Source organism: Photobacterium andalusiense, assembly GCF_900185625.1.
In the GTDB taxonomy this organism is placed as follows: domain Bacteria; phylum Pseudomonadota; class Gammaproteobacteria; order Enterobacterales; family Vibrionaceae; genus Photobacterium; species Photobacterium aquimaris.
Genome location: NZ_FYAJ01000001.1, coordinates 26296 through 38603, shown reverse-complemented (window position 1 = coordinate 38603; position 12308 = coordinate 26296). Strand labels below are relative to the sequence as shown.

13 protein-coding genes are annotated in these 12308 nt (G+C 40.8%); 6 read left to right on the top strand and 7 right to left on the bottom strand.

What is annotated here, in order from left to right:
* Window positions 1-4: 4 nt before the first annotated feature.
* The 7 genes from nqrF to bolA all read right to left on the bottom strand — a co-directional run bounded on the left by nqrF (window position 5) and on the right by bolA (window position 6724).
* Entirely contained in the window at window positions 5-1228 is a 1224-nt protein-coding gene (gene nqrF / locus PAND9192_RS00185; protein ID WP_087852067.1) for an NADH:ubiquinone reductase (Na(+)-transporting) subunit F, read from the bottom strand.
* Between the two features lie 23 nt (window positions 1229-1251).
* A complete protein-coding gene (gene nqrE / locus PAND9192_RS00180; RefSeq protein WP_036795777.1) occupies window positions 1252-1848 on the bottom strand; it encodes an NADH:ubiquinone reductase (Na(+)-transporting) subunit E in 597 nt (198 codons plus the stop codon).
* A 7-nt stretch (window positions 1849-1855) separates the two neighbouring features.
* Window positions 1856-2488, bottom strand: a complete 633-nt coding sequence (locus PAND9192_RS00175) for an NADH:ubiquinone reductase (Na(+)-transporting) subunit D (RefSeq protein ID WP_065166531.1) — start codon at window positions 2486-2488, stop codon at window positions 1856-1858.
* On the bottom strand, window positions 2481-3272 hold the full coding sequence (locus tag PAND9192_RS00170) for a Na(+)-translocating NADH-quinone reductase subunit C (RefSeq protein WP_087852066.1): 792 nt from the start codon (window positions 3270-3272) through the stop codon (window positions 2481-2483). Before PAND9192_RS00170 ends, PAND9192_RS00175 begins: the two co-directional genes overlap by 8 nt.
* Window positions 3262-4506 carry an NADH:ubiquinone reductase (Na(+)-transporting) subunit B gene (locus tag PAND9192_RS00165; RefSeq protein ID WP_045031167.1) on the bottom strand — a complete coding sequence of 415 codons (1245 nt, stop codon included), beginning with the start codon at window positions 4504-4506 and terminating at the stop codon, window positions 3262-3264. Before PAND9192_RS00165 ends, PAND9192_RS00170 begins: the two co-directional genes overlap by 11 nt.
* 3 nt (window positions 4507-4509) lie before the next feature.
* Window positions 4510-5850, bottom strand: coding sequence for a Na(+)-translocating NADH-quinone reductase subunit A (locus PAND9192_RS00160; RefSeq protein WP_087852861.1), 1341 nt, complete (start codon window positions 5848-5850; stop codon window positions 4510-4512).
* Window positions 5851-6409: 559 nt separating this feature from the next.
* A complete protein-coding gene (gene bolA / locus PAND9192_RS00155; protein ID WP_087852860.1) occupies window positions 6410-6724 on the bottom strand; it encodes a transcriptional regulator BolA in 315 nt (104 codons plus the stop codon).
* Between the two features lie 149 nt (window positions 6725-6873).
* On the opposite strand from bolA, the gene PAND9192_RS00150 reads away from it, so the two are divergent.
* From PAND9192_RS00150 to PAND9192_RS00125, 6 genes are all read left to right on the top strand, one after another.
* Window positions 6874-7998: a methyltransferase gene (locus PAND9192_RS00150; protein WP_087852065.1), complete on the top strand. Its 1125-nt coding sequence runs from the start codon at window positions 6874-6876 to the stop codon at window positions 7996-7998.
* Between the two features lie 80 nt (window positions 7999-8078).
* Window positions 8079-8654: a YajG family lipoprotein gene (locus PAND9192_RS00145; RefSeq protein ID WP_087852064.1), complete on the top strand. Its 576-nt coding sequence runs from the start codon at window positions 8079-8081 to the stop codon at window positions 8652-8654.
* Window positions 8654-9205, top strand: coding sequence for a peptidylprolyl isomerase (locus PAND9192_RS00140; RefSeq protein ID WP_087852063.1), 552 nt, complete (start codon window positions 8654-8656; stop codon window positions 9203-9205). Before PAND9192_RS00145 ends, PAND9192_RS00140 begins: the two co-directional genes overlap by 1 nt.
* Before the next feature lie 48 nt (window positions 9206-9253).
* Window positions 9254-9622, top strand: coding sequence for a hypothetical protein (locus PAND9192_RS00135; RefSeq protein WP_087852062.1), 369 nt, complete (start codon window positions 9254-9256; stop codon window positions 9620-9622).
* A gap of 201 nt (window positions 9623-9823) precedes the next feature.
* The gene (locus PAND9192_RS00130) at window positions 9824-11212 is read left to right on the top strand and encodes an AmpG family muropeptide MFS transporter (protein ID WP_087852061.1); all 1389 of its coding nucleotides are present in this window, start codon (window positions 9824-9826) and stop codon (window positions 11210-11212) included.
* A gap of 321 nt (window positions 11213-11533) precedes the next feature.
* On the top strand, window positions 11534-12286 hold the full coding sequence (locus PAND9192_RS00125; RefSeq protein ID WP_087852060.1) for an outer membrane protein OmpK: 753 nt from the start codon (window positions 11534-11536) through the stop codon (window positions 12284-12286).
* Window positions 12287-12308: the final 22 nt, after the last annotated feature.

Sequence of the window (12308 nt, the reverse complement as noted above, 5' to 3'; positions counted from 1 at the left end):
ACGATTAGCCACCGAAATCATCCAATAGAATGTTTTCATCTTCAACACCAAGATCTTTTAGCATGCTGATAACAGCTGCGTTCATCATTGGTGGACCACACATGTAGTACTCACAATCTTCTGGTGCTTCATGATCACGTAAGTAGTTTTCATAAAGGACGTTGTGAATAAAGCCAGTGTAGCCATCCCAGTTATCTTCAGGCTGTGGATCAGACAATGCACAATGCCATACGAAGTTAGGGTTTTCAGCTGCTAGTGCATCGAAATCTTCTTCATAGAACATTTCACGCTTAGAACGTGCACCGTACCAGTAAGACATCTTACGCTTAGAGTGTAGACGCTTAAGTTGGTCAAAGATATGTGAACGCATTGGCGCCATACCAGCACCACCACCTACGAATACCATTTCATTTTCAGTGTCTTTCGCGAAGAACTCACCGAAAGGACCAGAAATAGTACACTTATCACCTTCTTTAAGTGACCAGATGAATGATGACATTTGACCAGGAGCAACATCTGGATTATTAGGCGGCGGCGTAGCAATACGCACGTTTAGCATAATAATACCGAACTCTTCTGGGTAGTTAGCCATTGAGTAAGCACGGATGATATCTTCATCAACCTTAGACTCGTAGCGGAACAAGTTAAACTTATCCCAATCGCCACGGTACTCTTCTGGTACATCAAAGTCTGAGTATTTGATGTGGTGAGCAGGCGCTTCAATCTGAATGTAACCACCAGCACGGAAAGGTACTGTTTCGCCATCCGGAATTTGTAGCTTAAGCTCTTTGATGAAGGTTGCTTTGTTATCGTTAGAAATAACAGTACATTCCCACTTCTTCACACCAAAAATTTCTTCAGGAAGCTCGATATCCATGTCAGATTTAACGTTAACCTGACACGCTAGACGTTCGCCTTCACGTGCTTCACCTTTAGAAATGTGATCAAGTTCTGTTGGTAGAATATCACCACCACCAGATTTAACTTTTACACGACACTGACCACAAGAGCCACCGCCACCACATGCTGATGATACGAAAATACCGTTAGCTGAAAGTGCATTCAGTAGTTTACCGCCCGCACCTGTAGTGATCGCTTTTTCTGGATCGCCGTTTACTGAGATAGTAATGTCACCTGATGGTACTAGCTTAGATTTAGCGAATAAAATCACTAAAACTAGAGCCAGGATAATCAAGGTAAACATGCCTACGCCAAGAATAATATCCATTGACTATTCCTTCCTTATCCTGATTACAGCTGTACGCCAGAGAAAGACATAAAGCCTAACGCCATAAGACCAACAGTGATAAAGGTAATACCTAAACCACGAAGACCCGCAGGTACATCTGAGTATTTCATCTTCTCACGGATACCCGCAAGCGCAACAATTGCTAACATCCAACCAACACCAGAACCGAAGCCGTATACGATTGATTCTGTGAAGTTGTAATCACGCTGCACCATGAAAGATACACCACCGAAGATTGCACAGTTAACTGTGATCAACGGTAAGAAAATACCCAATGCGTTGTATAGCGGCGGGAAGAAACGATCAAGAACCATTTCAAGGATCTGAACCAATGCCGCGATCACACCGATGAACGTAATAAAGTTCAAGAAGGTAAGGTCAACACCTGGGAAAATTGCACCATCTTTAAGTACATAGTTGTACACAAGATTGTTTAGCGGTACAGATAATGTAAGTACTACGATTACCGCAACACCTAGACCAAAAGAGGTCTTAACTTTCTTAGATACCGCTAGGAAAGTACACATACCCAAGAAGAAAGATAATGCCATGTTCTCGATAAAGATCGAGCGAATCAATAGGCTAATATAATGTTCCATATTCCTCTTACTCCTTCGCTTCTACTTGTTCTGGACGGAAAGTACGAATAATCCAGATCATGAAACCAATTAGGAAGAACGCAGAAGGAGCCAACAGCATTAGACCGTTCGGGTGATACCAACCGCCATCAGAAGCCAGTGGCAATACCTGCATACCAAATAACTTACCAGAGCCTAAAAGCTCACGGAAGAAAGCCACAGTAATAAGTACAAAACCGTAACCTAAACCGTTACCGATACCATCAATAAATGCGGGTACTGGTGCTGATTTCATTGCGTATGCTTCCGCACGACCCATTACGATACAGTTAGTAATGATCAAACCAACGAATACAGAAAGTTGCTTTGATACATCGTAAAGGTATGCACGTAATACTTCGTCAACCACGATTACCAATGATGCGATAATCGCCATTTGCGCAATAATACGCACGCTATTTGGAATTTGATTTCGAACTAATGATACGAAGAAGTTCGAAAATGCAGTTACCAATGTTACTGCAATTGTCATTACAAACGCAGTTTCTAACTTAGTAGTTACCGCTAACGCTGAACAAACACCAAGAATTTGTAATGCAATTGGGTTATTGCTGATAAAAGGTCCAAATAGGATCTTTTTCATTTCTTTAGTATCAGCCATTATTCAGATCTCCTGCACGTAACTTAGCAAGGTAAGGACCAAAGCCCTGTGCACCGAACCAGAAATCGAAGGTATGCTGTACGCCATTACTTGTTAGCGTTGCACCAGAAAGACCATCAACTTGGTGATCAGTACCTACAGGTGCGCCACCTTTAAGGATTTTAATTGCGGGTTTGAAGTTCATATCGTACAACTTCTTACCAACAAACTGCTCACGCCATGTTGGGTTTTCAACTTCACCACCTAGTCCAGGAGTTTCCGCCTGATCGTAGTAAGTGATGCCGTCAATAGTATTACCATCAGTTGCAACCGCAACAAATGCATACATCATTGACCATAAACCGTTACCGTGGATAGGTAAAATAACTTTAGTTAACTTACCAGCAGCATCTTTTACAAGATATACAGTCGCGACGTTTGCACGACGAATAATCTTAGCGAAATCTTCATTGGCTGGAAGCGCAATAGATTCGGCTGGATTTTTCGCTGCAGCACGTTGATTGTATTTATCTGCATTTTCACCAGCAACTTCAGCAACATAGTTGCCCGTATCAATGTTTACAAGCTTAGGCTCGATAAACTGGTTGTACGTTTGCTTGATGTTAGTGTCTTTATTTAGCAGACCTGCAACAGCAAGAATATTGCGTTGTACGTCTAGTACCGCATTTTCTTGTTGCTTAGGACGTAGAACAACGGCTGCTGTAGATACGATAATTGAACATACAAGGCTCAATACCACTACAAAAATCAGCGTTCTTGAGAAGCTATCCTTATTACTTGCCATGACGAGCCAGTCTCCGTTTGATGTTGCCTTGAACAACTAGGTTGTCAAATAGAGGTGCAAATAGGTTAGCAAATAGAATCGCTAGCATCATACCTTCTGGATATGCAGGGTTAACTACACGTACCATTACAGCCATTGCACCGATCAATGCGCCATACCACCATTTTGCTTTATTGGTGAACGCAGCTGATACTGGATCTGTCGCCATAAACATCATACCAAACGCAAAGCCACCAAGAACTAGGTGCCACTGCCAAGGCATGTTGAACATTGGGTTAGTATCTGAACCAATAATGTTAAATAGGGTTGCAGCAACGATCATACCGATCATTGTACCAGCGATAATACGCCATGAAGCAATGCCCATAATAACAATAAATGCGCCACCAATAAGGATAGCTAGTGTTGATACTTCACCAATTGAACCTGGAAGATGACCAACGAAAGCGTCCATCCAAGTGATTGATTGACCAGTAATAGTGTTAACTACGTCTGCTTGACCACCTTGAGACCACTGACTTAGTGGTGTCGCGCCAGAGAAACCATCTGCCGCATTCCATACTAGGTCGCCAGAAATCTGACCTGGGTATGCGAAGAATAGGAAAGCACGACCAGCAAGTGCTGGGTTAAGGAAGTTACGACCGGTACCACCAAAAATTTCTTTTGCGACAACGACACCAAAGGTAATACCTAAAGCTGCTTGCCAAAGTGGTAGTGTTGGCGGAACGATCAAAGCAAATAAGATTGAGGTTACGAAGAAACCTTCGTTAACTTCGTGCTTACGCACCATACAGAACAACACTTCCCAGAAACCACCTACCGCAAATACTACTGCGTAGATTGGAAGGAAATATGTTGCACCTAGGAGCATCTTGCTACCCCAACCAGCAGACGCCGATAGCGTACCGCCAAGCATTTGGGTAAACCAGTAATGCCAGTCAGCAGCAATCACTGCTGTTAGTTTGTCGGCAGTGTATAAGTGGTTTAGACCAGCAATTGCTTGATCACCCACGTTGTACATACCCCAGAACATTGCTGGGAAAACTGCAAACCATACCATGATCATGATACGTTTTAGATCGATACTGTCACGCACGTGCGCAGATGAACGCGTCACTTGACCTGGCGTATACATAAGAGTGGCAAACGCTTCATATAACGCAAACCAACGCTCATGCTTACCACCTGGTTCAAAGTGGTGCTCGATATCTTCGAGGAAATTCTTGAAACCCATGAATTACCCTTCCTTCTCAATTTTGTCCAAACACTCACGAAGCATTGGACCAAACTCATATTTACCAGGACACACGAACGTACATAAAGCTAGATCTTCTTCATCTAATTCTAGTAAGCCCAACTGTTGTGCACTGTCAATATCACCAGCGCATAAATCACGCAGTAATAATGTTGGCTCAATATCAAGCGGCATTACTTTTTCATAATTACCGATTGGTACCATTGCACGTTCACTACCGTTAGTCGTTGTTGTCATATTGAACAACTGACCAGGGAAGAACTGGCTCATAAATGCGCGAGTAACAGAAAACTTATTCTTACCAGGAACAATCCAACCTAAGAATTCTTTTTCATAGCCTTCACGTAGTGCAGAAACTTGTAGATGGTAACGACCAAGGTATCCATGGACACCTTCTGCTTTCACACCATTAAGTACTGAACCTGATAGCACACGAATTTGACCTGGCATCATTTCTGAATCGGTTAGATCAGTAATAGATGCACCAATTTGTGTACGTACTAAACGTGGGTTAGTCACAACAGGACCAGCAAGCGCAACCACACGATCAGTGAAAATTTCACCAGTAAGGAATAACTGACCAAACGCAATCACGTCTTGGTAATTGATATTCCATGCAATATTTTTGGCATCAGCACCGAACAACATATGAATATGTGTACCGGCTAAACCTGCTGGGTGTGGACCGTTAAATACGTGCTCTTCAACATTTGCTTGCGCAGAACGAGGTAGGCTTGCACCTGATTTACACACGTAAACTTTGCCACTAGTCAAACGAGAAAGCACAGTTAGACCAGCAATGAATGCATCACTTTGCTCATTGATGATAATTTCTGGGTTAGCTGCTAGTGGATTAGTATCCATCGCAGTAACAAAAATCGCTTTCGATTCTGAGCCAACAGCAGGTACTTTACTGAACGGGCGCGTACGAAGCGCTGTCCACATACCTGATTCAACTAATTGATCAACCACAACAGCACGATCTAACTGTGCTAATTGCGTCGATTCATATTTGTTAAACGTGATCTGCTCATTACCTTCTACATCAATAACTACTGATTGTAGAACGCGTTTAGCACCACGGTTAACTTCAACTACCTTGCCGCTAGCTGGAGCAGTGAATTTAACACCCGGATTCTTTTTATCTTCAAAAAGAACCTGACCTTTTTTCACTACATCCCCTACGCGAGTATGCATTGTAGGACGCATACCAACATATTCTTCGCCAAGCAAGGCGACTTTAGAAATGGCATTGCCATCGTGTATCGCCTGGGCTGGAGTCCCTGAGATTGGGATATCCAAACCCTTTTTTATTGTAATCATACGCACTTGCACTACATTAAAGGGAAAAAAGAATTTTCATATTGCGTAATTAAGACACTACGTTCCTTGGCCTGATATCGATGAACAGGCAGTGACAACGATCACTAAACGACTCCGTATCGCAACATCCAGTTAACTATCTCGCTACAAACATCAATGAGCAAGTAATTTTTCAGCCCGCGATTCTACCACTAATTAACTCGTTTTTTCTATGGTAATCCACGCGATTCCGAGTGAAAACCAAGCAACAAACAAGACGCAATAGATTTATTAACTGAGAAATATGATCAACTGCACATTTACAGAATATTTTTACATAAATATGAATTTTAAAAAACAACCATTTCATTAACAACGCTGCAAAAAACACCACCCATCAACACATGTTTTCAACATAATGACAAAATTATTATCAACCATGAGAAAGTCGGTATTATTTAGATGATGCTGTTAACATTATATCCATAACCTCAACCCATCACTGTTAGCATTGTAAGCCTTTCAAAATGACATAAAAAAAGCCGCTTTGTTAACGGCTTTTGTCAAATAGCGACACTTATCACTTATCAAGTGTTGAGCCGCCATGGCATTGTGGTGATGCTGGTGCATTCAATTGTTGCTGCCACTCTGATTCAGTATAAGTATGAATTGCAAGTGCATGAATATGATTTGCTAACTCGTCAGCTAAACACTGATTTACAGCACGGTGGCGCGTAATAAGCCGTTGTCCTTCAAATTGCGTACTGACAATCACTACTTTGAAATGGCTTTCAGAGCCTTCAGGTACATTGTGCATGTAACTTTCATTAATTACCTTAAGATGCACAGGATCAAAAGTATCGGCTAACTTGGCTTCAATTTGGGTTTGAATCATAATATCCTCAGCTAAAAAAGCGATTTTTACTATTAACGCCACCAATGAGTCATTATTATGGCGTTAACTTGATAGATTTCCTTTCAAGCGTTTCACTGTTCTGCGAAAATGCTTTCTTATTTCGCCAACATACTTGAAAGTTATTATTAATGAAACCAGAGCTAACCTTGCACCAACGTACTTTAACGCTAACCCGTTTTCCTGTACGTAAAAATGAAACCCTGCAAGCATGGGATGCCGCAGATGAATATTTGATCAATCATTGTCATTCAATGACGCTTGAACCTCAACGACCAATATTGATCCTTAATGATAATTTTGGTGCATTAAGTTGTTGGTTTGCAGAACAAGGGCAAGTCACAACTGTCACTGACTCATTCATCACTCAGCAAGCGATTATCAATAATCTCAATGATAATAACCTACCCGCAATTACTATTATTGATTGCCTCGCAGATTTGCCCACGAACCCGCAATTAGTGTTAATTAAGCAACCTAAAAATAATCGCTTACTCAGTTGGCAACTCCAGCAATTGTGTCATCTATTGCCAGCCGATTGTGTGGTCATTAGTGCAGGTAAAGTAAAAGACATTCACTCTTCAACATTAAAACTCTTTGAAAAATACTTAGGTGAGACCAAAACCTCACTAGCCGTTAAAAAAGCACGGTTAATTTTTACCACCGTTAATAAATCATTAGCAGCACCGATGCCGCAACCAACAACGTGGACAGTGCCAGAGCATGATTTAACTATCACTAATTATGCCAATGTATTCTCAAGTGATAGTTTAGATATTGGTGGCCGCTTTTTATTAGATTTCATTCCATCAAAGCCTCAATATCAAGATATTATCGATCTAGGTTGTGGTAATGGTGTTATTGGCATTAAAGCTGCACGTTTAAACCCACAAGCAAATGTTACTTGTGTCGATGAAAGTTTTATGGCGACGGCATCTTGTCGAGAGAACGCACAAATAAACCTTACCAACATTGATAAATTTGATGTAATGGTAGCTAACTGTCTAGATAATTTTACTAATCAAAGTGCTGATTTAGTATTATGTAATCCACCGTTTCATCAAAATAACACTATAACTGACCACATTGCTTGGCAAATGTTTTGTGATGCGCAGCGGGTTTTACGCCAAAATGGTGAATTAATCATTATTGGTAACCGCCAACTAAAATATCACGAAAAGTTAAATCGTATTTTTACTAAAGTCGATACTATTGGTAATAACGATAAATTTGTTGTGCTACGAGCTACAAAATAACTCTATCATTATTGTCGTTAAAATAGATATTTAAGCGGCAATAATTACTGATACTCACAGATAAGCAAAGGGAATGCTTTATGATTAAAAAATACATTATTCTAGCATCAACATTAATACTAACCGCTTGTGCTGCTTCACAACCCTCACCACCATTGGCATTAACGCCAACGGCTGTATTTACCGCACAACCGTGGGCAAACCATAAAGCGCTCAACCTTAGCAGTACTGATAAAGCACCAAATAGTTATATTGCCGCGATTGATAGCGGCACTGAAAATGTACAAATTATTCAACCACAACAGCCAGTTTCAACAACACTACGCCAAGCTCTAGCACAGCAACTCACAGGGCAAGGGTTTAGTATTACTGACAACGCAACATCAACCATGGCGATTACCGTTGAAAAAGCCTTAGTTACTGTTAAACAAGGGTTGGTAAAATACAATATGCACAGTGAGTTACAATTACAGCTCACGATTAATACCCCTGACGGCCAATTTATTAAACGTTACGCAGGCCGTTCTAGCCGTGAAGATGCATTAAAAGCGTCTGAAAGTGATATTGCTACCAGCATGAATAAGCTCATGGATTCAGTACTTAATGAAATTGCCCATGACAATGAATTAAATAAATACCTTATGGAGAATGTATAATGTCACGTTTTTTATTAGCACTTTGCTTACTGGTTGCATTGCCCGTTAGCGCCGCCACTAAAGTACTGGTTACCACCAATTTAGGTCCATTTACTATTGAATTAAATGAAGCCAAAGCCCCTATCACGACTAAAAACTTTTTACGCTATGTTGATGATGGCAGTTATGTAGGTACTATTTTCCATCGTGTTATTCCTGGTTTTATGGCGCAAGGTGGTGGCTTTGATCAAGCATTAAAACAGCGCCCAAGCTACCCACCGATTAAAAACGAAGCGGATAACGGCTTGCCAAATAATATTGCAACTATTGCAATGGCACGCACTCAAAACCCAAACTCAGCTACACGTCAGTTCTATATCAACCTCGCAAATAATGATTTCTTAAATACTCAAGGTAGCCGAACAGGCTATGCTGTATTTGGTAAGGTAATAAAAGGCTTTCCTGTGGTACAAAAAATGGCAACCATACCAACAACTAAAGATCCCCGCACAGGTATGAGTGATATTCCACAGCAACCAATTATTATTGAAGCGATGAAAGTCATTAAATAATGTGGTTACGTCACCTGTACGTAATCACTCACGTTACAGGTGACGTCTATGTTAACACTTGCTTATAATCGTCCAGCAATATCAGAACAAGAACAATATTTACAACAATTTATTGTCGATAATGCGCCTGTTTTGGCACTCAAAGCCATTGCGGGTAGCCATGGTGATATTACCTACGCCCAGCTACAAAACTTAGTTAATCATCAACTCGCACAATGGTGGCTACTTCCCCACGACAACCTATTACCCGCCAATAATTATGAAGCCAGTTATTGGTCTTTAGTACAAACAGTAACGGGTATTAGCGATTACCAGTTACTTGGCGATCGTTTTATTCGACACAAAATCGCCACCCTCAGTTGTTATTTACTCAATATAGGCCCATCCCCTAACGTAGCAGCGATAAGTCGCCCCTAATGTTATTTATTTATCTAAATCTTCGATAAAACAGAATTAAATAGTAAAATATTTGTCTGATAACCATTAAGTCGATATGGATATTATTGTTTTTGATAGCAGCCCATATTTAGAGCTGCTAAGCTTGAATTTTATAGTAAAAAATCTTAAATATTCAGTACGCTAGCGATGGGTATTGTTAGTTGGTTTTCAGAGGAAAATATGGATACAGCAGCACCTCAACAACATCCACAAGGCTGGCGCGTTTACGCCAACCCAAAAGCCTTGATCATGTTAGCTCTTGGGTTTTCATCCGGATTACCGATCTTATTAGTGTTTGGTACTTTATCATTTTGGCTACGTGAGGCTGATGTTAGTAAAACCAGCATTGGCTTTTTTAGCTGGGTCGCCTTAGCATATGGTTTTAAATGGGCATGGTCACCTCTCGTTGATCGATTTCCATTACCTATTTTTTCACGTTTATTTGGGCGTCGCCGTGGCTGGATGCTATTTTCCCAAATTGTGATTATTTTATCATTGTGTGGTATGGCATTAAGTAATCCGCAAACTGATTTGTTCAAGTTTGCAATTTTCGCCATCATGGTTGCTTTTGCCTCTGCAACTCAAGATATCGTCATTGATGCTTTTCGTATTGAATTGGCAACAGAAAGAATGCAAGCAGCATTATCAGCAACCTATTTAGCTGGTTACCGCTTAGCGATGATCATGGCGGGCGCGGGCGCATTAGCCTTTGCAGCATGGTTTGGCTCAGACACTGGTTATGATCCTAGTGGCTGGAAAAGCGCCTACTTCATTATGGCTGCAATGATGCTAATTGGTGTAGTGACAACACTTATTGTCAAAGAACCCACCATTGATAATAGCGCTATAAACACTATAGAAAAAGAATATAAACAGCAACTTATCGGTAAAGGTTATAACAAACATTATGCTAATTTAAGCGCCTGGTTTTACACCGCTGTTATTATGCCGTTTCGAGATTTCTTTCAACGTTATGGCAAAAATGCACTACTTATATTACTGCTGATCAGCTGTTACCGTATTTCCGATATTGTGATGGGCGTGATGGCCAATGTGTTTTACGTCGATATGGGCTTCACTAAAAATGAAGTTGCTTCCGTCTCAAAAATTTTCGGGGTCATAATGACCATTGCAGGCGCGGGTCTGGGCGGGATTCTCGTTAGTAAATTTGGCACTCTTAAAATATTAGCACTTGGCGCGATATTATCAGCGATTACCAATTTATTGTTTATCGTCTTTAGCTATGTCGGTAATAATATCGAAATGCTAACCGTGGTTATATCAGCAGACAACCTTGGCGCTGGCATTGCAACAGCGGCATTTATTACTTTTATGTCAAGCTTAACCAATGTTGCTTTCTCTGCTACCCAGTACGCACTCTTTAGCTCAATAATGGTGCTATTCCCTAAATTTATTGCCGGGTTTTCTGGAGTCTATATTGATCACTTTGGCTATAATGTATTTTTCTTCACCACCGCATTAATGGGTATTCCGGTACTGATATTAATTCGTCTATTAGCAAATAACTCTGCACTTAATATTGTGGCTACTCCCACTCACCAGCCTTAACTATTTTTTATAAAAAATACCACTGAGGAAGTTAGTCATTTAAGCACTAACTTCCTTTTCACTCCTGTCTAAAAAAACCATTCAACATTGCGACAGCCTTAGTCTATTCAGCCTATATAAAGTTCAGATTAGTGATTCATTAATGGATCAACCTCACACTTACCACCCACTGCAATCGATTACATTGGATCGCGATCACAAATAGCAAAGGATTGCGCAATCGTTACATTCCCAAACGTGAAATAAAACACTAGAATCAGCGCCAACAAAACGGGGCGGCCAAAATCCCAACTATTTAGACCAACATGAGCGAGAGAAAAAATGCGCAAATCACTAGTAGCATTAAGCGTTGTAGCAGCAGCAACTACTTTCCCAGCCCAAGCTGAATACCTATATGGTTTCGGTGATATGAGTGTAAACTACTTAGATTGGTCTAATGGCACCGAGGAGCGTGCTGGTCACCAAAAAGATTTCTGGTACCTTGAGCTTGAAGGCGGTGCTGGCTTTACTTGGGGTGAGCTATATGGCTTTGCTGACTTAGAAAATGCAGATCAAGGTTCAGATAAAGCACGTACATCAATTAAAGGTTCTATCGCTTACAAAACTGGTATTGCTGAACTACGTGTATACGGTCAAATTTATAACACTAATAGCGATGGTTTTACTGCTCAAAATAACGTATTAGGTCTATCTTACGCATTTAATGGTGATGGCTGGTTCTTTAACCCATTCATTGGCTTCCACCACACCATGACTTCAGCTGATTGGAAAACTCCTTCATCTTTCACTGGCATGAACGGCGGTATGTTTGGTTGGAGTGCAGGTTACAACTTCAATGCTTTTGGCGAGAAGTTCATGATCAGCAACTGGCACGAGTCTGAGTTTGGTCGTAACGATAAATACATGATTGTTGCTGGTGAAGGCGATCATGTTACAGCTAACGGCGCGGTTGCATTATGGTGGAACGCGACAGAAAACGTAACCACAGGTATTCAATACCGTTACGCGTTTAACAAGCTAGGTACATCAGGCAACCAAAACGCAATGATCTACACTGTTAAATATAATTTCTAATTATTCCAAATAAATAGAATTA